Raw genomic sequence first — 22,727 nt, forward strand, 5'->3', positions numbered from 1 at the left:
CGTAGTGCCCGACCCGAGGGACCTCTGCTCCCGACTTCTTAGGCCGAACGCCCCGGCAGCCATGGGTTTGTTTTGAGGGACTCAAACTTCTCCTTATAATCGGAACGCACAGTTCCCGTACAGGAGGCTCCCCCGTGAAGACGACCTTCGGGCGCCGGACCCGCATTCTGGCCGCCACCACCGCGACGGCCGGGCTGGTGCTCGTGGCCGGCTGCTCCTCGGACGACGACGGCGGCAGCGGCACCAAGACCGCCGCCGGCGGTGTCGAGCTCGTCAAGGCGGGCCGGCTCACCACCTGCACCCACCTGCCCTACCCGCCCTTCCAGTCGGAGATCGACGGCAAGGTGCAGGGCTTCGACGTCTCGCTCATCGACCTGGTCGCGGACGACCTGGGCGTCAAGCAGGCGATCGTCGACCAGCCCTTCGAGAACTTCAAGACCGGTGGGTCCCTCAACGCCGGCCAGTGCGACCTCGCCGCCGCCGGCATGACCATCACCGAGGAGCGCAAGAAGAACGTCGACTTCTCGGACCCGTACTTCGAGGCCACCCAGGCCGTCCTCGCCGACAAGGACAGCGGCGTCGCGTCCTTCGCGGACCTCAAGGGCAAGAAGGTCGGCGCCCAGGCGCAGACCACGGGTGAGGACTACGCCAAGAGCCAGGGCCTGGACCCGGTCTCCTTCGAGTCCTCCGACGCCGTCCTCAACGGCCTGCGCACCGGCCAGGTCGACGCCGTCGTCATCGACTACCCGGTCGTGCAGGGCTGGCTGAAGGACAAGGCCAACGCCGACGCCTTCGAGGTCGCCGAGCAGATCAACACCGGTGAGCAGTACGGCTTCACGGTGAAGAAGGGCAACGCCGAGCTCCTCGCCGCGATCAACAAGGCGCTCGCCGACGCCAAGGCCGACGGCGCGTACAAGGAGATCTACGAGAAGTGGATCGGCCCGTACGACGAGTCCGCCGCCTCGCCGTCCGCGTCGGCGTCCTGACCCCATGGCCGATTCGGACGTACAGCTGCAGCCCAAGAAAACGGGACTGACCCGGCGTCAGAAGCGCAAGCTGTCCCAGGGCATCCAGTACCTCGTCTTCGTCGCGGCCGTGATCGCCTTCGCGCTCGCGGCCGACTGGGACCGTCTGCAGAACCAGTTCGCGCAGGCGGACATCGCCGAGCAGATGTTCCCGGAGATCATCACGCTGGCGCTGAAGAACACCGTGCTGTACACCCTGTCCGGCTTCGCCTTCGGACTGGTCCTCGGCATGGTGATCGCGCTGATGCGGCTGTCGTCCGTGGGCCCGTACCGCTGGTTCGCCGGGGTGTACATCGAGATCTTCCGGGGCCTGCCCGCCCTGCTGATCTTCATCTTCATCGGGGTGGCCGTGCCGCTGGCCTTCCCGGGCACGGAGATCCCCGGCGGCACCTACGGCAAGGTCGCGCTCGCGCTCGGCCTGGTCGCGGCCGCCTACATGGCCGAGACGATCCGCGCGGGCATCCAGGCGGTGCCCAAGGGGCAGCTGGAGGCGGCCCGTTCGCTGGGCTTCTCGCCCGCCCGCGCGATGGTCTCGATCGTCCTCCCGCAGGCGTTCCGGATCATCCTGCCGCCGCTGACCAACGAGCTGGTGCTGCTCTTCAAGGACTCCTCGCTGGTGCTGTTCCTCGGTGTCACCCTGGAGGAGCGCGAGCTGTCCAAGTACGGCCGTGACCTGGCCAGCACCACCGCCAACTCCACGCCGATCCTGGTCGCGGGCCTGTGCTACCTGCTGGTCACGATCCCGCTCGGCTTCGTCGTGCGCCGCATGGAGGCCAAGGCCCAGGAGGCCGTGAAGTGAGTCGTCCCGAGATCCGTGTCAAGGGCCTGCACAAGTCCTTCGGCGACAACGAGGTGCTGCGCGGCATCGACCTGGAGATCCGGCAGGGCGAGGTCGTCTGTGTCATCGGCCCGTCCGGCTCCGGCAAGTCGACGCTGCTGCGGTGCGTCAACCTGCTGGAGGAGCCGACCCGGGGCCAGGTCTTCGTCGGCGGTACCGAACTCACCGACCCGGACGTGGACATCGACGCCGTCCGCCGCCGTATCGGCATGGTCTTCCAGCAGTTCAACCTCTTCCCGCATCTGACGGTGACCGAGAACCTCACGCTGCCGCAGCGCCGGGTGCTCCGGCGCGGCAAGGCGCAGGCCGCCGAGGTCGCCGCCGAGAACCTGGCGCGGGTCGGCCTCGCGGAGAAGGCGGACGCCTACCCGTCCTCCCTCTCCGGCGGCCAGCAGCAGCGGGTGGCCATCGCCCGTTCGCTGGCCATGGGCCCCGAGGTGATGCTCTTCGACGAGCCGACCTCGGCGCTCGACCCGGAGCTGGTCGGCGATGTCCTGGCGGTCATGCGCATGCTGGCCGACGAGGGCATGACGATGATGGTCGTCACCCACGAGATGACCTTCGCCCGCGAGGTCGCCGACCGGGTCGTCTTCATGGACGGCGGAGTGATCGTCGAGGACGGCACCCCCGCCCAGGTCATCGGCAGCCCCCGCCACGAGCGCACCCGCCACTTCCTGTCCCGCCTGCTCGACCCGGCGATGGCCGAGGTGGAGGAGGAGACCTCGGACCAGGTGGGCACGTCCGAGTAGCGGCTGACTAATGTGCGGTGCATGAGCGATCACGCGGTGCTGCACGTGCGAGGCCGGGTCCTGGCCGGGCCCGACGACGTCCGGGACGAGCTGTGGGTCATCGACGGCCGGATCTCCTACGACCGCCCCACGGCCGCCCAGGACATCCGTACCGTCGACGGCTGGGCCCTGCCCGGCCTCGTCGACGCGCACTGCCACGTCGGGCTCGGCGCGCACGGCCCGGTGGACCGGGACACCGCCGAGCAGCAGGCGCTGACCGACCGCGGGACCGGCACCCTGCTCATCCGGGACGCGGGCTCCCCCTCCGACACCCGCTGGACCGACGACCGCGAGGACCTCCCGAAGATCATCCGGGCGGGCCGGCACATCGCCCGTACCCGCCGCTACATCCGCGGCTACGCCCACGAGATCGAGCCGCACGACCTGGTCGCCCACGTCGCCCGGGAGGCCCGCCGCGGCGACGGCTGGGTGAAGCTGGTCGGCGACTGGATCGACCGCGACCTCGGCGACCTCGCCCCGAGCTGGCCGCGCGAGGCGGCCGAGGCGGCCATCGCCGAGGCCCACCGCCTCGGCGCCCGCGTCACCGCGCACTGCTTCGCCGAGAACTCCCTGCGGGACCTGGTGGAGGCGGGCATCGACTGCGTCGAGCACGCCACCGGGCTGACCGACGAGCTGATCCCGCTCTTCGCCGAGCGCGGCGTCGCCATCGTGCCGACCCTGGTCAACATCGCGACCTTCCCCAAGCTCGCCGACGGCGGCGAAGCCAAGTTCCCCCGCTGGTCGGCCCATATGCGCCGACTCCACGAACGCCGCTACGACACCGTCCGCGGTGCCTACGACGCCGGCATCCCCGTCTTCGTCGGCACCGACGCCGGGGGCACCCTGCCGCACGGCCTGGTCGCCGCCGAGGTCGAGGAACTGGTCACCGCCGGCATCCCGCCCCTCCAGGCGCTCTCGGCGGCCACATGGGGCGCACGGCGCTGGCTCGGACGCCCCGGCCTCGACGAAGGAGCGCCGGCGGACCTGGTGGTGTACGAGACGGACCCGAGGGCCGATGTACGGGTGCTGGCCGCGCCGCGGCGGATCGTGCTGAACGGCCGGGTCGTGGGATGACCGGGTGACGGTGGTGAACGTGCGTGCCCAGGGATTCGAAGATGTGCACGGAGCACTCACGTTGGAGTGAACCCTCGCCGGCTTGCTGACGGCCACCCGTGCGCGCGCCCATCCTTACGGGGTCCCAAGCATGTCTCTCTGGGGGTCCCACCACCTTGAACGGCAACAACTTCCGCATGCCCGCACGCCGTTTCGCAACCGTCGCGGCGGCCACGGCCCTCGCCGCCGGACCAGCGGCATTGGCCGGCGCGGGCTCCGCGCACGCGACCGGCGACCAGGGCCGGGCGAGCGCCGTCGTGCTGCGCACCGGGCTCGACGTGTCCCTGCTCAACAAGACCGTGAACATCCCGCTCGCGGTCTCCCTCAACGAGGTCCAGGCACCGCACAGCGACGAACGGACCACGCTCACCGCCCGGTTGGACGGCGTGAACGGCGGACAGCCGTTCAGCGTGCTGCGCGCCGACGTGGCCTCGGCGAAGGCCACGGTCACCGACACCAAGGCCGAGGGCCGCACCCACCTCGCGCAGGCCAGGATCCACGTCCCGGGGCTGCCCCTGCTCTCCCTGATCGAACTGGAGGGCGTCACTTCCGAGGCGACCTGCGAGGCCGGGAAGGCTCCGGCGGCGACCTCCAACCTGCTCGGCGCGGTGACCGTCCTCGGCAAGAAGGTCACCGTGACCACCGGCGGCACCACCGACGTCCAGGTGCCCGGCGTCGGCGAGGTCCGCCTGGACCTGTCCAGGACGCAGACGACCTCCCGTACGGCCGCCGCCACCGCCCTCGAACTCACCGTGTCCGTCAACCCGTTGAAGCTGAACGTGGCCGAGGTGACCGGCACGGTCACCCTGGCGAAGGCCACCTGTGAGACACCCGCGGTCCGCAGTGAGGCACCCGGGATCGAACCGCAGGGCGCCCCGGTCGAGGAGGCGGGCCTCGCCGAGACCGGCGGCAACTCCATGACCCCGTACCTCGCGGGCGGCGCGCTCGTCCTGCTCACCGCGGGCGGGGGAGCGGTGGCCCTGTCCCGCCGCGGCAAGGGCTGAACCGCACCTTCACCCCTGTGTGGGCACCAGAGCCCGCTCCAGCGCCCGGAGGAAGGAGTCCGCCGTCGCCCGGTCCCGCACCGCCAGGCGCAGCCACTCCTCGTCCAGGCCCGGGAAGGTGTCCCCGCGGCGCACCGCGAAGCCCAGCTCGCGCAGCCGTCCTCGTACGGCCGCCGCCCCCGGTAGCCGTACGAGGACGAAGGGGCCCTCCGCCGGTTCCGTCAGGCGAAGGCCCGCGGAGGTGAACTCCCGCAGGCCCGCGACGAGATGGGCCCGGTCGGCGGTGATGCGGTGGGCGGCGTGGGCCGCCTCGGCCAGGGCCCGCGGCTCCACGCACGCCTCCGCCGCGGCCAGCGCCGGGGTGGACACCGGCCACAGCGGCTGCGCCCGCTCCAGTTCCGCGATCGTCTCCGGGGCGGCGAGGACGTAGCCGATGCGCAGCCCGGCCAGGCCCCAGGTCTTGGTCAAGCTGCGCAGGACGACCAGACCCGGCACGTCCGTACGTCCGGCGAGCGCCTCCCGCTCGCCCGGGACCGCGTCCATGAACGCCTCGTCCACGACCAACGTCCGCCCCGGGCGGGCCAGTTCGGCGAGGGACGAGGCCGGGTGCAGCACCGATGTCGGGTTCGTCGGATTGCCGACGACCACCAGGTCGGCGTCCCCGGGGACGGCCGCCGGGTCGAGCCGGAAGCCGTCCTCCGCCCGCAGCAGCACCCGGTCCACCGTGTGCCCGGCATCCCGCAGCGCCGCCTCCGGCTCGGTGAACTGCGGATGCACCACCACCGGCCGGCGGACCTTCAGGGCGCGCGCCAGCAGCACGAACGCCTCGGCGGCGCCCGCCGTCAGCAGCACCCGCTCCACCGGCAGCCCGTGCCGCGCCGCCACCGCCGCCCGCGCGGCCCGCCCGTCCGGGTAGGCCGCCAGCGAGCCGAGCGAGCCGGCGATCCGCTCCCGCAGCCAGGGCGGCGGGGTGTCGGCGCGGACGTTCACCGCCAGGTCGACCAGCGCCGAGCCGTCGTCCCGGACCTCGGCGTCCCCGTGGTGCCGCAGATCGTGGTGGCCCTCAGTGCGCATGGGAGTGGGCCCCGTGGTGGTGGCCGTGGTGGTGGCCGTCGTCGTCCGGGTGGAAGTGCGGCTGCTGCGGCAGCCCCACCTTGTCCTCGAACCCGGGCAGCGCGATCCGGTACACGCAGGAGTCGCAGTTCATCCGCAGATCACCCTTGATGGCCTCCGCGTACCGCTCCATGACCAGATCCAGCAGCTCCGGCTCCGGGCCGATCACCTCGGCCGAGCGCACCTCGACCTCCGGGTGCGCGGCCGCCCACCCCTCGGTCTGCTGCTTCACCCGGTCCGGCAGGATCCCGGTGAACAGGAAGTACGGCAGCACCACGATCCGCCGCGCGCCGAGCTTCGCGCACCGGTCCAGGCCGCTCGGCACGTCCGGCGCCGCCAGCGACACGAACGCCGTCTCCACGGCCGCGTACCCGCGCCCCTCCCACAGCAGCCGGGCCGCCTTCAGCACCTCGGCGTTGGCGTCCGGGTCCGTCGACCCGCGCCCCACCAGCAGCACCGTGACGTCCTTCCGGCCTTGCGGATCGCGCCCGCCGAGCGCTTCGTCGAGCCGCCGCTCCAGCACGTTCAGCAGCGCGGGGTGCGGGCCGAGCGGGCGGCCGTAGGTGTAGGAGATGCCGGGGTGGCGCTCCTTCTCGCGGGCCAGCGCCGCCGGGATGTCGCCCTTGGCGTGCCCGGCGGACACCAGCATCAGCGGCACCGCGGCGAACCGGCGCACGCCCCGCTCCACCAGCTCGGCGACGGCGTCGCCCAGCGGCGGCGGGGACAGCTCGATGAAACCGCCCGCGACGGGCAGTTCGGGGTGGCGGCGGCCCAGCTCCCGTACGAAGTCGCGGAACGCCTCGGCCCCGGCATCGTCCCGGGTGCCATGGCCGGCGATGAGCAGCGCGGGCGGGGGGGTGGTCACGGTTTCTCCTCGGGTGAAGTGGGGTGGTACAGCAGGGCGTTCAGCGCCGCGGACGCGACGGCCGAACCGCCCTTCTCGGACACGTTGCTGACCGCGGGCAGCCCGCTCTCGCGCAACGCGGCCTTGGACTCGACAGCGCCGACGAAACCGACGGGCAGGCCGATGACGAGTGCGGGGGCGGCGTCCAGGGTCAGCAGCTCCTCCAGGGCGGTCGGCGCGTTGCCGATCACCCAGAGGGCGCCGGGCCCGACCTGCTCGTACGCCAGCCGGATGCCGTGGGCCGAACGGGTCAGACCCGGCCCGGCCACCCCGTCCCTGAGCCGGCACACGGTCTCGCGCCGGGTGATCCCGGCCCCGACCATCTCCACGTCCACGACCACGGGCGCACCCGCGTGCAGCGCGGCATGGGCCCGCGCGAGGTGGGCCTCGTCCATGACGAGGTCGGCCGCGTACTCCAGGTCGGCCGCGGAGTGGATGACCCGTTCCACGACCGCCCGGGTCAGCGGCGGGAAGTGCGAGGTGTCCAGCCGGGCGCGCAGCCGCCGGTAGGACTCCTCCTCGATCGGATGGACGACTCGGTTCACTTCGGGTCCTCCTGCGCGGCCTGCCAGCGGTAGCCGCGCGGCGTCACCATGCGCCCCGCGATGGTCCGGGTCGCGGTGTTGCCCACGGTCACCACCGTCATCATGTCGACCGTCGCCGGGTCCAGTTCCCCGAGCGTGGTCACCCGGGCCGCCTCGTCGGGGCGGGAGGCGTTGCGCACGACACCGACGGGCGTCGTCGGCTCCCGGTGCCCGGCGAGGATCGCCAGCGCCTTCGGCAGCTGCCAGTCCCGGCCGCGCGAGCGGGGGTTGTAGAAGGTGACCACGAGGTCCGACTCGGCCGCCGCCCGCACCCGCCGCTCGATGATCTCCCACGGTGTGTGCAGGTCGGACAGGCTGATCGAGACATGGTCGTGGCCGAGCGGAGCCCCGAGGATCGCCCCGGCCGCCAGCGCGGCGGTGACCCCGGGCACGCCGATCACCTCGATGTCGTCGCTCGCCTCCGCCAGCGCGGGCGAGGCCATGGCGTACACCCCGGCGTCCCCGCTGCCGATCAGCGCGACGGCATGCCCCTGCCGGGCCTCGGCCACCGCCGTCCGGGCCCGCTCCTCCTCGGCCCCGAGCCCCGACTCCAGCACCCGGGTGCCGGGGCGGAGCAGATCGCGGATCTGGTCGACGTACTGGTCGAGCCCGACGAGCACTGCGGCGCGCCGCAGTTCGGCCTTCGCGCGCGGGGTGAGCAGGTCCCGGGCGCCGGGTCCGAGCCCGACGACCGCGAGCCGGCCGCGCGCGGGACGCCGTACGACCGCACAGGTCGCCATCGCCGACTTCCGCTTGGGCACGAGGAGTTCACCGCCCTCCCGCAGCGCCGACGCCTCGGCGACGGACGGCGTGCCCACGGCGGCCAAGGGGGCGGCCGAGGGGTTGGGGACCTCGACGGCCGCCAGTTCCGACGCCGGGTAGGTGACCAGCGGGACGCCGAGCCGCTCGGCCGCCGCGACGATGCCGGGCTCCCCGGCCTTGGCGTCCACGGTGGCGAGCCGGGCCACCGAACGGACCGACAGGCCCTCCAGCGAGCCGTGGATCAGCTCCAGGATCTCCTCCACCGGTGCCCCCTTCGAGGCGCCGACGCCGACGACGAGGGACGGCGGGCGCAGGACGACCTCGCGCTCGGCGGGGTCGACGGCACGGTCGGTCACCCGGACCGTGTACGCGCCCTCGCCGGAGACCTTCAGCGCGGGCAGCGGCCACGCCGACTCCGCCTTCAGGGCGACCGGTTCACCGTCCAGCAGGGCCCGCGAGACCGCGGCGACATCGCCCTCCACCGGGAAGCCGAGCGTGTCGAGACCGGGCAGACCGACGGCATCGGTCGCCGTCGTCACCACCGGCCGCGCCCCCAGCACTGCGGCGACCTCGCCGGCGAGGTCATTGGCGCCGCCCCCGTGGCCGCCGACCAGCGACACGGCGAACCGCCCGCCCTCGTCGACGCAGACCACGCCCGGGTCGGTCCTTTTGTCGCCGAGCAGCGGCGCGACCAGACGCACCACCGCCCCGGTGGCCAGGAAGCACACGAGCTGCTCGCACTCCGCGAACGCGGCCCGTACGGCGTCCGCCACGGGACCCTCGTACACGCGCGTCCGGTCCGGCCAGGCCGCGGCCAGCCGGTCCCGCGCAGCCGCCCCCGCCGCGGTGGCGGAAATGAGGCCGATCACTGAGCAACTCCTTCACGAGAAAGGGGCGTTCGCACACCCCAGAGCAGAAATACGGGATTGGTCGCCGCCAGCCGGGACACGTCCCCCGGCAGCGGCGCGAGCCGCGAGGACTGCAGCAGCACCCCGTCGCAGTCGAACCCCGCCCCGGTCAGCGCCGCCCGCACGGCCGGCACCCGGTCCAGCGCCGCCATGGCGACCACCACGGCCCGCCGGGCCCGCCGGGCACAGGCGGTCACAATGGCGGGCAGCTCCCGCCCCCCGCCCCCGATGAACACGGCGTCCGGATCGTCGAGATCGGACAGCACCGTCGGCGCGGCCCCGTGCACGGCCCGTACGTCGACCCCGTGCGCGGCCGCGTTGGCGCGGATCCGCTCGATGCCGTCCCGGGTCTTCTCCACCGCGGTGACGGCGGCGCCGAGCCGCGCGCACTCCACGGCCACCGAACCCGAGCCCGCGCCGACGTCCCAGACCAGATCGCCGAGCCGGGGCCCGAGCCTGGCCAGCGCCAGCGCCCGCACCTCGAACTTGGTGATCATGGAGTCCCGGTGGGTGAACTCCGTCTCGTCCAGCGCCCATCCGGCGGGCCCGACAGGCGGACCGGCGACCGTCCGCACCGGTCCCAGCAGCCGCGTCTCGTCCAGGCACAGGACGACACTCACCGCCGTACCCCAGTCGCGGGCCGCGGCCTCGGCCGGCGTGACCCGCTCGACGCGCTCCTCGGCGGTGCCCAGCGCCGAGGCGACGAGCAGGACCCGCGCCTCGCACCTGAGGGCCGCGCCCAGTTCGGCGGGGCCGGAACCGGGACCCGTCAGCACGGCCACCTTCGGCCGCGCCCGGCACACGTTGACGGCCGTCCGCAGCTCCCGCCCGTGCGCGCTGACCACGACGGCGTCGTCCCAGGGCACCCCGGCCCGCGCGAACGCCGCGGCCACGGACGAGACACCGGGCCGCACCTCCAGCGCACCGGACCCGAACCGCTCGGCCAGCACCCGCACGATCCCGAAGAACCCCGGGTCGCCGGAGGCCAGCACGACCACCCGGTCCGACTTCTCCAGATGCCGCTCGATGACGTCCAGCGCCGGTGCCAGCGGACCGAGGACGACCCGCTCGGCATCGGCGGGGACGGCGGCGGCATCGAGGTGCCGCCGCCCGCCGACGACGAGCCGCGCCCCGGCCAGCACCTCGGCGGGAACCGGCGCCCCCGTCCCCGTACCGACGACCGTGATCACGTACTCGCCCCCCGCTCGCGCAGCGCACGACGGGCCTCCGGGTCCGCCTTGCGGAAGCCGTGGAAGTGACCGGGGTGGTAGAGGTGCGAGCGGGTGCCGTGCGCGGAGAGCGCCGGGCCGACCAGGAAGAGGGTGTGCTTCCAGAGCTTGTGCTCCTTCACGGTCTCCTCCAGCGTGCCCACCGTGCACCGCACGATCAGCTCCTCCGGCCAGGTGGCCTGGTAGGCGACCACGACCGGGGTCTCGGTCGGATAGCCGCCCTCCAGCAGCTCCCGCACCAGTTGCCCGCTGCGGGCCGCGGACAGGAAGATCGCCATAGTGGTGCCGTGCTTGGCGAACTCCCGCACCTCCTCACCGGGCGGCATCGGCGTCTTGCCGCCGCCGAGCCGGGTCAGCACGACGGACTGCGCCACCTCCGGAATGGTCAGCTCGCGCTGGGCGAGCGCGGCGACCGCGGAGAAGGCGGAGACACCGGGAATCACCTCGGTCGCGATCCCGATCCGGGCACACCGGTCGAGCTGCTCCTGCGTACCGCCCCACAGGGCGGGGTCCCCGGAGTGGATCCGGGCGACCCGCAGCCCTTCGTCCCGGGCCCGCTCGTACACCGTGACGACGTCCTCCAGGGACATGGCCGCCGAGTCGAGGATCTCCGCGTCCGCACGCGCGTGCTGCAGGACCTCCGCCTGGACCAGGCTGGCGGCCCAGATCACCACGTCGGCCTCGGCGATGGCACGCGCGGCACGGAACGTCAGCAGATCGGCGGCGCCGGGGCCGGCACCGACGAAGGTCACCTTGCCGGCGGGGGCATCGGCCATGGGGATCGGTCCTCTCGGGTTTGCGGGGGAAGCGGTGGGGATGGGACGGGCCGGAAAAGTCAGTGGGCAAGCGGGCGTCGGACCCGCACGGACGCGTGCCGATCGGATAGCAAGGCCCTATGGCGGTCTTCGTAGCGCTCGGCGCGTTCCTGATGACGCTGGCCGGCGGCTGGACGGCGCAACGCGTCACCGACCGCCGCCACCTGGTGCTGGGCCTGGCCGGCGGCCTGATGCTCGGCGTGGTCGGCCTGGACCTGCTCCCGGAAGCACTGGACGCGGCCGGCGAGGAGATCCACGGCGTACCGGCCGCCCTGCTCCTCTTCGTGGCCGGTTTCCTCCTGGCCCACCTGGTGGAACGGCTGCTGGCCGCCCGTCAGGCCGCGCACGGCGCCGAGGAGAAGGACGGGCGCGCCCCCGAGGTGGGCCTCACCGCGGCCGCGGCGATGGTCGGCCACAGCGCCATGGACGGCGTGGCCATCGGCGCGGCCTTCCAGATCGGCGACGGCATGGGCGCGGCGGTCGCCGTCGCCGTCATCGCCCACGACTTCGCGGACGGCTTCAACACGTACACGATCACCAGCCTGTACGGCAACGCCCGCCGCAGAGCCCTCGCGATGCTGTTCGCCGACGCGGTCGCGCCCGTGGCGGGCGCCGCGTCCACGCTCTTCGTGGACATCCCCGAGGGCCTGCTCGGCGCCTATCTCGGGCTGTTCGGCGGCGCCCTGCTCTACCTCGCGGCGGCGGAGATCCTGCCCGAGGCCCACCACGAGCATCCGGCCGGCTCGACGCTGCTGTGCACGATCGCGGGGGTGGTGTTCATCTGGCTGGTGGTCGGCGTGGCCGGCTGACCGCGGCCCGGGACCGCTCACAGCTTCCCGCCCCGCCCGCCGTCGCGCCGGGCGGGCGCGATGAGCGTGGAGAGGTACGGCAGCGGCGCCCCGTCGAGGTCGGCGGCGGGCCGGATGGACTCCTCGGGCAGCCCGAGCGCGGCACCCCACACGGCGTCGCCGATCCGCCCGGTCTCCCGCAGCGCCTCGGCGACCTCGGCGGCCTGCCGCCCGAACTTGTAGGCGACGACCGTGCCGGGCCCGGCCAGGGCGTCCTTGAGCACGGCGGCACCGGCGGTGACCGGAACGAGGGTCAGCGGCTCGGTGCCCTCGGTGAGCACGGCACCGGAGCGGGCGGCGAGATCCTGCATCGCGGTGATGCCCGGCACGGTCTCCACGGCCGTGTCCGGCAGCAGTTCCCCGATGGTCAGGGCGAGATACGTGAAGGTGGAGTACACGTTGGGATCGCCGATGGTGGCGAAGGCGACGACGGAGTGCTGGCGCAGCAGCCGCGCCACGCGCTCCCCGGCGGCGTCCCAGGCGTCCTCCCGCCGCTTGCGGTCGCTGCGCTCGTTGAGTGCGAACACCACCCGTACGACCTTGTCCTCGGGCACGTAGTGCAGCACGGTCGCCTCGGCGCGCCCCCGCTCCCCGGTGTCCAGGACGGGCACCACGACGACATCGGCGGCCCGCAGAGCGTTGACACCCTTGACGGTCACCAGCTCGGGATCGCCGGGGCCCACCCCGACTCCGATCAGCCTGCTGCTGCTCATGACGTCCGGCACCTCTCCACGAACCGACGGGCGACACCGGGCCGGGACGCCCAGTGCGTGTGCAGATAACTGGCGTGCACACCGCGCTGTACAAAACCTTCGACGCGACGCTCCGGGGCGCGCACGCCCCACGCGGGGTCCGCCCCCGCCCCCGGCTCCACGACGGTCCGGTGGAACTCGTGCCCCCGCATCCGGGTCCCGGCGACGGCGAGCGAACTGTCACTCACCGCCACGGCATCCCGGTACCCGAGGGTGAGCCGCTCCGACATCCGCGCCTCGGCATCGAGGATCCCGCACATCGGCAGCCCGTCGAGCTCCCGGCACAGATAGAGCAGCCCGGCGCATTCGGCGGCGACGGGAGCGCCGCTCAGGGCGAGCTCGGTGACGGCCTTGCGCAGGGGCTCATTGGCGGACAGCTCGGCCGCGTACACCTCCGGGAACCCGCCCCCGATGACCAGACCCCGGGTCCCGTCGGGCAGTTGCTCGTCCCGCAGCGGATCGAAGGGGACGACATCGGCACCGGCGGCGGTGAGCAGTTCCGCGTGTTCCGCGTAGGAGAAGGTGAACGCGGGCCCGCCGGCGAGGGCGACCGTCACCCGTTCAGTCCGTCCGGCGCCCTCATCCGGAGACCAAGCGGCACCCGACACCGCCCCCGCACTACGCGCCAGCGCCAGCAACCCCTCCAGATCACACCCCGCGGCCACCTGCGCCGCCATCGCGGCGACCGCCTCCACCGCCGCCGGACGCCGCTCGGCAACCGGCACCAATCCCAGGTGCCGAGAAGGCGTGTCCACCTGCGCGACCCGCCGCAGCACCCCCAGCACGGGCACCCCGACCGACTCCAGCGCCTCCCGCAGCAACCCCTCGTGCCGATCCGACGCGACCTTGTTCAGGATCACGCCCCCGACCCGGACCTCCGGATCCCACGACACGAACCCGTGCACCAGCGCCGCGACGGACCGCGACTGCGAGGACGCGTCCACCACCAGCACCACCGGCGCCCGCAACACCTTCGCCACCTGGGCGGTGGACGCCAGTTCACCCTCGCCCGCGGCCCCGTCGTACAGCCCCATCACGCCCTCGACCACGGCGAGGTCACATCCGCGCGCCCCGTGCAGGAACAGCGGCCCGACCAGCTCGGGCCCGCACAGATACGCGTCGAGATTGCGCCCCGTCCGCCCGGTCGCGAGCGCGTGATACCCGGGATCGATGTAGTCGGGCCCCACCTTGTGCGCGGACACGGCAAGCCCGCGCGCGGCGAACGCGGCCATCAGCCCGGTGGCGACGGTGGTCTTGCCGCTGCCGGAGGCCGGCGCGGCGATGACCAGACGGGGGACCGCGGACATCACCACTCGATGCCCCTCTGCCCCTTCTGCCCGGCGTCCATCGGATGCTTCACCTTGGACATGTCGGTCACGAGATCGGCGAGGTCGACGAGCTTTCCGGGAGCGTTCCGCCCGGTGATCACCACATGCTGGGTCCCGGGCCGGTCGCGCAGCACGTCGACGACCTCATCGGTGTCGACCCACCCCCAGTGCATCGGGTACGCGAACTCGTCGAGCACGTACAGCCGGTACGTCTCGGCCGCCAGGTCCCGCTTGACCTGCTCCCAGCCCTCCCGGGCCTTCTCCTCGTTGTCCATCTGGGCGTCGCGCTGCACCCACGACCAGCCCTCGCCCATCTTGTGCCAGTCGACGGACCCGCCCTCACCACTGGCACCGAGCACCCGCAGCGCGTTCTCCTCGCCGACCTTCCACTTGGCCGACTTCACGAACTGGAACACCCCGATCGGCCACCCCTGGTTCCAGGCGCGCAGCGCGAGCCCGAAAGCGGCGGTCGACTTGCCCTTCCCGATGCCCGTGTGGACCACGACCAACGGCCGGTTACGCCGCTGACGCGTCGTCAGCCCGTCGTCCGGAATCACACTCGGCTGCCCCTGAGGCATTACGCGGCCCTCCTCTGTACGTCCTTGACCAGCCCGGCGATGGAGTCGGCCCGCAACTCGTCCAGCGTCACGGCCGTACCCCCCAGCTCCCCGGCCAACTGCCCGGCGAGACCGAGCCGTACGGGCCCCGACTCGCAGTCCACGACGACCGACGCGATCCCCTCGGCCGCGAACAGCCGAGCCGCCCGACCGGCCAGCGCGACCGGCTCCGGCCCACCGGTGGCGCGTCCGTCGGTCACGACCACGAGCAGCGCCCGCCGGGCGGGATCCCGCAGCCGCTCCACCCGCAGCACGTCATGCGCCTTCAGCAGCCCGGCGGCGAGCGGCGTACGCCCACCCGTGGGCAGCGACTCCAGCCGGCCCGCGGCCGCGTCCACGGACGAGGTCGGCGGCAGTGCCACCTCCGCGGCCGAGCCCCGGAAGGTCACCAACCCCACCTTGTCCCGCCGCTGGTAGGCGTCCAGCAGCAGCGACAGCACGGCCCCCTTCACCGCGGCCATCCGCTGCCGGGCCGCCATCGACCCGGACGCGTCGACCACGAACAGCACGAGATTGGACTCGCGGCCCTCCCGCACCGCCTGCCGCAGATCGTCCCGCCGCACCAGGAGCCCGGCTCCCGTGCGCCCCCGCGCCCTCTGATGCGGCGCGGCGGCCTGCACGGTGGCCGCCAGGTGCAGCTTGGTCAGCGGGCCCCGGGGCCGCCGCGCACCCGTCGTCCGCCCCTGCTCGGTACGCGCCCGCGAACGCCGCCCGGCGGCACCCTCGCCGATGCCGGGCACGTTCAGCACCTTGGTACGGAACGGCTCGGAGGGGCGTACGGCGGACTGCTCGCCCGCGCCCGAGGGCTGCGGCTCGCCGCCCTCCCCGGCCTCGGGGGGCGCACCCGCGTCCCCGCCCTCCGGGCCCTCGTCGGGCTCCGGCGCGCCACCGCCGCCCCCGCCCGGGCCGTCCGGACCGGGATCGGGATCGTCGTCCTCCCCGGCGAACTCCTCCAGCGTCTGATCCAGCTTGTCCTCGTCGAGTCCCGGCGCGTCGAAGGGGTTGCGCCGCCGGCGGTGCGGCAGCGCGAGCAGCGCGGCCTGCCGTACGTCCTCGGCCAGCACCTCCGTCCGCCCGGCCCACGCGGCCAGCGCGGTGGCGGTGCGCGCCATCACGATGTCGGCGCGCATCCCGTCCACCTCGAAGGCGGCACAGGTCGCCGCGATCTGCCGGAGCGCCCCGTCCCCGAGCCGCACCGACGGCAACAACTCCCGCGCGGCGACGATCCGTTGCCGTACCGCCGTCTCCTCGTCCGCCCAACGGGCCGCGAAGCCGCCCGGATCGTCGTCGTAGGCGAGCCGCCGCCGGACCACCTCCACCCGCTGGTCGGGCTCCCGGGAGGCGGCGACCTCGACGGTCAGCCCGAACCGGTCGAGGAGCTGCGGCCGCAGCTCGCCCTCCTCCGGGTTCATGGTCCCGACGAGCAGGAACTTCGAGGCGTGCCGTACGGAGACACCCTCCCGCTCCACGTACGACGCGCCCATCGCCGCCGCGTCGAGCAGCAGGTCGACCAGGTGGTCGTGGAGGAGGTTGACCTCGTCGACGTAGAGGATCCCGCGGTGCGCGTCGGCCAGCAGGCCCGGCTCGAAGGCCTTCACGCCCTCGGCGAGCGCCCGCTCGATGTCCAGAGCGCCCACCAGCCGGTCCTCGGAGGCCCCGACGGGCAGTTCGACCATGCGGGCGGGCCGGGCGGTACCGGGCCCGGCCTCGTGCGGCCCGTCCGGGCAGGCCGGGTCGGGCCGCCCCGGATCACAGGAGAACCGGCACCCGGGCACGACGGCCACCTCGGGCAGCAGCGCCGACAGCGCGCGTACCGCCGTCGACTTGGCGGTGCCTTTCTCACCGCGCACCAGCACACCGCCGACGGCCGGGGACACGGCGTTCAGCAGCAGCGCGAGCCGCAGATCGTCCTGGCCGACAACGGCCGTGAACGGGAAGGGGGTGGTCACTGGTCGCCCTCCAAGTCGCCTTCCAGCTCCAGATACGTGGCCCGCAGCCGCTCCAGCGTCTCCGCGTCCGGCTCCGCCCACAGCCCGCGGTCGGCGGCCTCCAGCAGCCGCTCGGTGATCCCGCGCAGCGCCCAGGGGTTGGACTTCTTCATGAAGTCCCGGTTCTCCGGGTCGAAGACGTACTCGGTGCTGAGCTTCTCGTACATCCAGTCGTCCACCACGCCCGCCGTGGCGTCGTAGCCGAAGAGGTAGTCCACGGTCGCCGCCATCTCGAAGGCGCCCTTGTAGCCGTGCCGGCGCATCGCCGCCATCCAGCGCGGGTTGACCACGCGAGCCCGGAAGACGCGGTGCGTCTCCTCACCCAGCGTGCGGGTCTTCACCTGGTCGGGGGTGGCGGAGTCGCCGACGTACGCCTCGGGGGACGCGCCCGTCAGATGGCGCACCATGGCCACCATGCCGCCGTGGTACTGGAAGTAGTCGTCCGCGTCGACGAGGTCGTGCTCACGGGTGTCGACGTTCTTCGCGGCGACCGCGATCCGCCTGAACGCCGTCTCCATGTCCCCGCGCGCCGCCCGCCCGTCGAGCCCGCGCCCGTAGGCGTAGCCGCCCCACACCGCGTACACCTCGGCGAGGTCGGCGTCGGAGCGCCAGTTGCGGGCGTCGATCAGCGGCAGCAGACCGGCGCCGTACGCGCCCGGCTTGGAGCCGAAGACGCGTGCCGTCGCCCGCCGCCGGTCACCGTGCTCGGCGGTGTCCTCCTCCACGTGCTTGCGGACGTAGTTGGACTCGGCGGGCTCCGCCAGCTCGGCCACCGCCCGTACCGCGTCGTCGATCAGCGCGACCACATGCGGGAACGCGTCCCGGAAGAACCCGGAGATCCGGACGGTGACGTCGATGCGCGGCCGTCCCAGCTCCGGCAACGGCACCACCTCGAACCCGGTCACCCGGCGCGAGGCGTCGTCCCACACCGGGCGGCAGCCCAGCAGCGCCAGGATCTCCGCGATGTCGTCGCCCTGGGTGCGCATCGCGGACGTGCCCCACACCGTGAGCCCGACGGACTTCGGGTACTCCCCGGTGTCCTGGAGGTAGCGGGCCACCAGCGAGTCGGCGAGGGACTGGCCGACCTCCCAACTCAGCCGGGACGGAATGGCCTTGGGGTCGACCGAGTAGAAGTTGCGGCCGGTCGGCAGGACGTTCACCAGACCGCGGGTCGGCGACCCGGACGGGCCCGCCGGGACGTAACCGCCGTCCAGGGCCCGCAGGATGTGCCCGATCTCGTCGGTCGTCCGCGCGAGCCGCGGCACGACCTCGTCGCAGGCGAACTCCAGCACGGCGACGGCCTCGGGCAGCTCGGTGCCGAGCACCTCGCGCACGAGAGCGGGGACCGCGGCGGCCTCCCAGTCCCGCTCCTCCATGCCCTCCGCCACCCGGCGGCACAGCTGCTCCAGCAGATCGATCGCGTCGGCGGCCGTACGCGCGGGCCCCTCCACCAGGTCCGACAGCTCCACCGGCACCTTCAGCGGCGCGCCCGGCTCGGCCAGCAACTCCTTCTCGCTGAGCCCGAAATGGGCCGCGAAGGACGCCCTGAGTCCGGGCAGCGCGTTCGCCTTCCCGCCCCACACCTGCGCGGCGCGCAACACGGCGAGCACCAGGTTCACCCGCGGCTCACCGACCGGACCGCCGCCGAGGATGTGCAGGCCGTCACGGATCTGCACGTCCTTGATCTCGCACAGATAGCCGTCGATGTGCATGACGAACTCGTCGAACTCGGTGTCGTCCGGCTGCTCGTCGACATGCAGGTCGTGATGGAGCTCGGCCGCCTTCACCAGCGTCCAGATCTGCGCGCGCACGGCCGGCGCCTTCGTCGGGTCCAGGTCGGAGACGAGCGCGTACTCGTCGAGCAGCTGCTCCAGCTTCGCCAGGTCACCGTAGGTGTCCGCGCGCGCCATCGGCGGTACGAGGTGGTCGACGACCGTGGCGTGGCCGCGCCGCTTGGCCTGGGTGCCCTCGCCGGGGTCATTGACGATGAAGGGGTAGACGAGGGGGAGTTCACCGAGTACGGCGTCCGGCGCGCAGCCTCCGCTCAGCCCGAGCCCCTTGCCCGGCAGCCACTCCATCGTGCCGTGCTTGCCCATGTGGACGATCGCGTCGGCGCCGAACGAGTTCTCCAGCCAGCGGTAGGCCGCCATGTAGTGGTGGGACGGCGGCATGTCCGGGTCGTGGTAGATCGCGATCGGGTTCTCGCCGAAGCCGCGCGGCGGCTGGATCATGACCACGACGTTCCCGAACTGCAGGGAGGCGAGCACGATGTCGTCCCCGTCGACGTACAGCGAGCCCGGCGGCTCGCCCCACGCCTCCAGCATGGCGTCCCTGAGCTGCGGGTCGAGCCGGTCGAACCACGCCCGGTAGTCCGCCAGCGGCACTCGCGCGGGCGCGGAGGCCAGCTGCTCCTCGGTCAGCCACTCGACGTCATGGCCGCCGGCCTCGATGAGCCGGTGGATCAACTCGTCGCCCTCGGACGGGTATTCCGTCACCCCGTACCCGGCTTCCTTCAGCGCGTCCAGGACCCGCACCGCCGAGACGGGCGTGTCGAGACCGACCGCGTTGCCGACCCGGGAGTGCTTGGTCGGGTAGGCCGTGAAGACGAGCGCCAGCTTCTTCTCGGCGTTCGGCTTGTGCCGCAACCGGGCGTGCCGTACGGCGATTCCGGCGACGCGCGCGGCCCGCTCGGGGTCGGCGACGTACACCGGGACGTCGTCGGGGCCCTGCTCCTTGAAGGAGAACGGCACGGTGATCAGCCGGCCGTCGAACTCCGGGATCGCGACCTGCATGGCCGCGTCCATGGGGGAGAGGGCGGCGTCGGACTCGTCCCAGGCCCGGCGCGAGGAGGTCAGGCAGAGCCCTTGCAGCACGGGGATGTCGAGGTCGGCGAGGGCTCCGATGTCCCACGCCTCCTCGTCGCCGCCGGCCGATGCCTGGGAGGCGTGTGTGCCGCCGGCGGCGAGGACCGTGGCGACGAGGGCGTCGGCCCGGCCGAGGATCTCGTACAGCCCCGCGTCCGCGCCGCGCAGGGAACCGCAGTACACCGGAAGGGCGTTGGCGCCGCGGGCCTCGATGGCGTCGCAGAGCGTGTCCACGAACGCGGTATTGCCGCTGAGCTCATGGGCCCGGTAGAAGAGCACGCCGACGGTCGGGCGGCCGCTCTCCTGCGTGCGGGAGCCATGGACGCCGTACTCCGGCATCTGCTGCGGCTCCAGGAAACCCTCGCCGGTCAGCAGCACGGTGTCGGAGAGGAACCGGGCGAGTTCGGTGAGGTTGGCGGAGCCGCCCTCGACGAGGTACCGCAGCGCCTCGGCGACCACACCGGCGGGCACCGACGACTCGGCCATCAACTCGGCGTCCGGGACGCTCTCTCCGCCCAGCAGCACCGTCGGGATGCCGGACGCCTTCAGCGCGGCGAGCCCGTCCTCCCAGGCGCGCTTGCCGCCGAGCAGCCGGACGACGGCGATGTCGGCGCCCGCGATGAGCGCGGGCAGTTCCGCGGCGACGTCCACGCGGGTCGGGTTGCCGATCCGGTAGGAGGCGCCGGACGCGGCCCTGGCCGCCAGCAGATCCGTGTCGGCGGTCGACAACAACAACACTGTGCTCATGCGGGCGCTCCCGGTGGAATGAAAGGCAGTCCTTGCGGCGCGCCCGACTCGATGAGCCGCCAGAGCGCGTCGGTGTCCGCGTGCTGTTCGATCAGATCGCCCAGCCGGTCCAGCTGTTCCTCGCGCAGCGCGGCGAAGGAGGTGTCGGGGGCCGGTACGAAGCGGCGACCCGCGGCGGCCGCCACCTCCCGCAGGAACGCCCGGCGGAAACCGTCCGACTCCAGCGATCCGTGCCAGTGCGTGCCCCAGGTCTGCCCGACCCGGCAGCCGTCTAGGAAGGGCTCGCCGCCCGCGACGGAAGCGACCCCGTGGTGGATCTCGTACCCCTCGACCCGCTCGCCGAGGGCTTCCCCCACCGGCCGGGTGAGGGTCTTCTCGCGCGCGAACCGCACCCGTACGGGCAGGACGCCGAGCCCTTCGACGCGGCCCCTGCGGCTCTCCACGTCGTCCTCGATGTGCTCGCCGAGCACCTGGAAGCCGCCGCAGATGCCGAGCACGGGCCGCTGTTCGGCGGCCCTGCGCACGAGGGCGTCGGCGAGCCCCCGCGCGCGCAGCCACTCCAGCGCCTTCACCGTGCCCCGGGTCCCGGGGACCACGACGAGGTCGGCGTCGGCCAGTTCCTCCGGCCGGTCCACGAACCGCACGACGACACCCGGCTCGGCGGCCAGCGCGTCGACGTCGGTGAAGTTGGACATGAGCGGGACCGCGCAGACGGCCACCCGCAGCACGTCCGCGCCGACGGGCGGGGCGACCACGGACTCCCGCACGGTCCCGCGCAGGGAGACGCGCAGTCCGTCCTCCTCGTCGATGCCGAGCCCGTGCCGGAAGGGCAGGACGCCGTACGTGCGGCGCCCGGTGAGGTCGTGCAGCATGTCGAGGCCGGGTTCCAGCAGCGAGACGTCACCGCGGAACTTGTTGACCAGGAACCCGGCGACGAGTTCCTGGTCCTCCCGGGAGAGGAGCGCCACCGTCCCGAAGAAGGAGGCGAAGACGCCCCCGCGGTCGATGTCACCCACCACCAGCACGGGCAGCCCGGCGCGGCGCGCGACGCCCATGTTGACGATGTCGGTGCGCCGCAGATTGATCTCGGCCGGCGAACCGGCCCCCTCGCAGATCACGGCGTCATACGTGCCCCGCAGCTCGGCGAGGCAGTCGAGCACGGTCCCGAGGAGCTGCTGCTGCCGCCCGCCGTGATAGCCGCGCGCGCTCAACTCGCCCACCGGCTTGCCCATGAGCACGACCTGACTGCTCTGCTCGCCGCCCGGCTTGAGCAGCACCGGGTTCATCAGCGCGGTCGGTTCGACGCGGCAGGCCTGCGCCTGCATGGCCTGCGCCCGGCCGATCTCGGCGCCCTCGCGGGTGACGAAGGAGTTCAGCGACATGTTCTGCGCCTTGAAGGGCGCGACCTTCACCCCCTGCCGGACCAGCCAGCGGCAGATCCCGGCGGTGACGACACTCTTGCCGGCGTCGGAGGTGGTACCGGCGACCAGGAGACCTCCGCCGTTCATGACCGCCTCCCCGCCACGACGCGGCGCGCGACGACGCTGACCGCCAGCGCCAGCCAGCTCACCCGCCGGGACAGCCGTACGGCCCGTTCGATGTCCCCGACCTCCACAGCACGCCCTTCCCCGTTCAGCACCGGCCGGTGCTCGATCCGTCCGCCGTACGACAAGGTCCCCCCGAGCCGCACCCCCAGCGCCCCCGCGAACGACGCCTCCACGGGCCCGGCGTTGGGGCTCGGATGCCGCGCCGCGTCAGCCCGCCAGGCCCGCACCGCACCCCGGGGATCGCCTCCGGCGACGGCGGCGAGTACGGCGGTCAGCCGCGCCCCGGGCCACCCGGCGACGTCGTCGAGGCGGGCGGAGGCCCAGCCGTAGCGCCGGTAACGGGGCGACTTGTGGCCGACCATGGCGTCGAGGGTGTTCACCGCCCGGAACCCGAGGAGCCCCGGCACCGAGCCCACGGCCCCCCACACCAGTGCTCCCACGACGGCGTCGGAGGTGTTCTCGGCGACGGACTCCACCACCGCCCGCGCGATCCCGTCGGCGTCCAGCGCCTGCGGATCCCGCCCGCACAGATGCGGCAGCCGCGCCCGCGCCGCCTCGACGTCCCCCGCCCGCAGCGCTCGCCCGACGGTCCGGGCCTCCCGCCCGAGCGAAGTCCCCCCGACCACCGCCCAGGTGGCGGCAGCGGTCAGCGCGACGGAAGCGGCGGGGGAGCGGCGTACCGCACGGGAGGCGAGCGCACCCACGGCGACGGCGCCACCGGCGCACACGGCGGTGTGCAGCGCGCCCCGGCCCCGGTCGTCCCGCCACAGCCGCCGTTCCACGGCGCTCGCGGCCCGCCCGAACACGGCGACCGGATGCCCGCGGCGGGGATCGCCGAGGATCAGGTCACCGAGGAGGCCGGCGGCGGCGCCGTACGCGAAGACGCGATCGGCCCGCATCGGCTCAGCCGGCCGACGGGTCGGCCGGAACCCCGGCGTCGGGGGTCGTGCATC

The 22,727-nt window shown here is 73.4% G+C and carries 19 protein-coding genes; 6 read left to right on the forward strand and 13 right to left on the reverse strand.

All coding sequences use genetic code 11. The annotated features are described in order from the left end of the window. The first annotated feature begins 134 nt into the window (after window positions 1–134). The 5 genes from ACFYW5_RS22305 to ACFYW5_RS22325 all read left to right on the forward strand — a co-directional run bounded on the left by ACFYW5_RS22305 (window position 135) and on the right by ACFYW5_RS22325 (window position 4,768). Entirely contained in the window at window positions 135–986 is an 852-nt protein-coding gene (locus ACFYW5_RS22305) for a transporter substrate-binding domain-containing protein (RefSeq protein ID WP_389418785.1), read from the forward strand. Between the two features lie 4 nt (window positions 987–990). Further along, window positions 991–1,824: an amino acid ABC transporter permease gene (locus ACFYW5_RS22310; protein WP_389418786.1), complete on the forward strand. Its 834-nt coding sequence runs from the start codon at window positions 991–993 to the stop codon at window positions 1,822–1,824. Then, window positions 1,821–2,612, forward strand: a complete 792-nt coding sequence (locus tag ACFYW5_RS22315) for an amino acid ABC transporter ATP-binding protein (RefSeq protein WP_389418787.1) — start codon at window positions 1,821–1,823, stop codon at window positions 2,610–2,612. Before ACFYW5_RS22310 ends, ACFYW5_RS22315 begins: the two co-directional genes overlap by 4 nt. A 21-nt stretch (window positions 2,613–2,633) precedes the next feature. Continuing rightward, window positions 2,634–3,725 (forward strand): amidohydrolase family protein, encoded by a 1,092-nt coding sequence (locus ACFYW5_RS22320; RefSeq protein WP_389418788.1) that lies wholly within the window; start codon window positions 2,634–2,636, stop codon window positions 3,723–3,725. A 155-nt stretch (window positions 3,726–3,880) separates the two neighbouring features. Beyond that, window positions 3,881–4,768, forward strand: a complete 888-nt coding sequence (locus tag ACFYW5_RS22325) for an SCO1860 family LAETG-anchored protein (protein WP_389418789.1) — start codon at window positions 3,881–3,883, stop codon at window positions 4,766–4,768. Between the two features lie 9 nt (window positions 4,769–4,777). Here the strand turns inward: ACFYW5_RS22325 and cobC are convergent, their stop codons facing one another. Genes cobC through cobM form a run of 6 tightly spaced genes read right to left on the reverse strand, consistent with a single transcriptional unit; the run spans window position 4,778 to window position 11,044 of the window. Beyond that, window positions 4,778–5,842: an Rv2231c family pyridoxal phosphate-dependent protein CobC gene (gene cobC, locus ACFYW5_RS22330; protein WP_389418790.1), complete on the reverse strand. Its 1,065-nt coding sequence runs from the start codon at window positions 5,840–5,842 to the stop codon at window positions 4,778–4,780. Then, entirely contained in the window at window positions 5,832–6,746 is a 915-nt protein-coding gene (locus ACFYW5_RS22335) for a sirohydrochlorin chelatase (RefSeq protein ID WP_389418791.1), read from the reverse strand. Before ACFYW5_RS22335 ends, cobC begins: the two co-directional genes overlap by 11 nt. Next, window positions 6,743–7,330, reverse strand: coding sequence for a precorrin-8X methylmutase (locus ACFYW5_RS22340; protein ID WP_389418792.1), 588 nt, complete (start codon window positions 7,328–7,330; stop codon window positions 6,743–6,745). Before ACFYW5_RS22340 ends, ACFYW5_RS22335 begins: the two co-directional genes overlap by 4 nt. Beyond that, complete coding sequence (gene cobJ, locus ACFYW5_RS22345) at window positions 7,327–9,000, reverse strand: precorrin-3B C(17)-methyltransferase (RefSeq protein WP_389418793.1); 1,674 nt, start codon at window positions 8,998–9,000, stop codon at window positions 7,327–7,329. The genes ACFYW5_RS22340 and cobJ overlap by 4 nt, the downstream gene beginning before the upstream one ends. Beyond that, entirely contained in the window at window positions 8,997–10,229 is a 1,233-nt protein-coding gene (gene cbiE / locus ACFYW5_RS22350) for a precorrin-6y C5,15-methyltransferase (decarboxylating) subunit CbiE (protein ID WP_389418794.1), read from the reverse strand. Before cbiE ends, cobJ begins: the two co-directional genes overlap by 4 nt. Next, complete coding sequence (gene cobM, locus ACFYW5_RS22355) at window positions 10,226–11,044, reverse strand: precorrin-4 C(11)-methyltransferase (protein ID WP_389418795.1); 819 nt, start codon at window positions 11,042–11,044, stop codon at window positions 10,226–10,228. The genes cbiE and cobM overlap by 4 nt, the downstream gene beginning before the upstream one ends. A gap of 119 nt (window positions 11,045–11,163) precedes the next feature. On the opposite strand from cobM, the gene ACFYW5_RS22360 reads away from it, so the two are divergent. Next, the gene (locus ACFYW5_RS22360) at window positions 11,164–11,892 is read left to right on the forward strand and encodes a ZIP family metal transporter (RefSeq protein WP_389418796.1); all 729 of its coding nucleotides are present in this window, start codon (window positions 11,164–11,166) and stop codon (window positions 11,890–11,892) included. Window positions 11,893–11,909: 17 nt separating this feature from the next. Here the strand turns inward: ACFYW5_RS22360 and cobI are convergent, their stop codons facing one another. The 7 genes from cobI to ACFYW5_RS22395 are packed head-to-tail and all read right to left on the reverse strand — an operon-like array spanning window position 11,910 to window position 22,673. Beyond that, a complete protein-coding gene (gene cobI, locus ACFYW5_RS22365; RefSeq protein WP_389418797.1) occupies window positions 11,910–12,656 on the reverse strand; it encodes a precorrin-2 C(20)-methyltransferase in 747 nt (248 codons plus the stop codon). Then, window positions 12,641–13,990 carry a cobyrinate a,c-diamide synthase gene (locus ACFYW5_RS22370; protein ID WP_389418798.1) on the reverse strand — a complete coding sequence of 450 codons (1,350 nt, stop codon included), beginning with the start codon at window positions 13,988–13,990 and terminating at the stop codon, window positions 12,641–12,643. Before ACFYW5_RS22370 ends, cobI begins: the two co-directional genes overlap by 16 nt. Continuing rightward, a complete protein-coding gene (gene cobO, locus ACFYW5_RS22375; protein ID WP_389418799.1) occupies window positions 13,990–14,589 on the reverse strand; it encodes a cob(I)yrinic acid a,c-diamide adenosyltransferase in 600 nt (199 codons plus the stop codon). The genes ACFYW5_RS22370 and cobO overlap by 1 nt, the downstream gene beginning before the upstream one ends. Further along, entirely contained in the window at window positions 14,589–16,577 is a 1,989-nt protein-coding gene (locus ACFYW5_RS22380; RefSeq protein ID WP_389418800.1) for a putative cobaltochelatase, read from the reverse strand. Before ACFYW5_RS22380 ends, cobO begins: the two co-directional genes overlap by 1 nt. After that, window positions 16,574–20,227 (reverse strand): cobaltochelatase subunit CobN, encoded by a 3,654-nt coding sequence (gene cobN, locus ACFYW5_RS22385; protein WP_389418801.1) that lies wholly within the window; start codon window positions 20,225–20,227, stop codon window positions 16,574–16,576. Before cobN ends, ACFYW5_RS22380 begins: the two co-directional genes overlap by 4 nt. Continuing rightward, window positions 20,224–21,735 (reverse strand): cobyric acid synthase, encoded by a 1,512-nt coding sequence (locus tag ACFYW5_RS22390; RefSeq protein WP_389418802.1) that lies wholly within the window; start codon window positions 21,733–21,735, stop codon window positions 20,224–20,226. The genes cobN and ACFYW5_RS22390 overlap by 4 nt, the downstream gene beginning before the upstream one ends. After that, window positions 21,732–22,673, reverse strand: a complete 942-nt coding sequence (locus ACFYW5_RS22395) for a cobalamin biosynthesis protein (protein ID WP_389418803.1) — start codon at window positions 22,671–22,673, stop codon at window positions 21,732–21,734. Before ACFYW5_RS22395 ends, ACFYW5_RS22390 begins: the two co-directional genes overlap by 4 nt. Window positions 22,674–22,727: the final 54 nt, after the last annotated feature.

The sequence above is a fragment of the Streptomyces sp. NPDC002779 genome, from assembly GCF_042888685.1.
Lineage (GTDB): Bacteria > Actinomycetota > Actinomycetes > Streptomycetales > Streptomycetaceae > Streptomyces.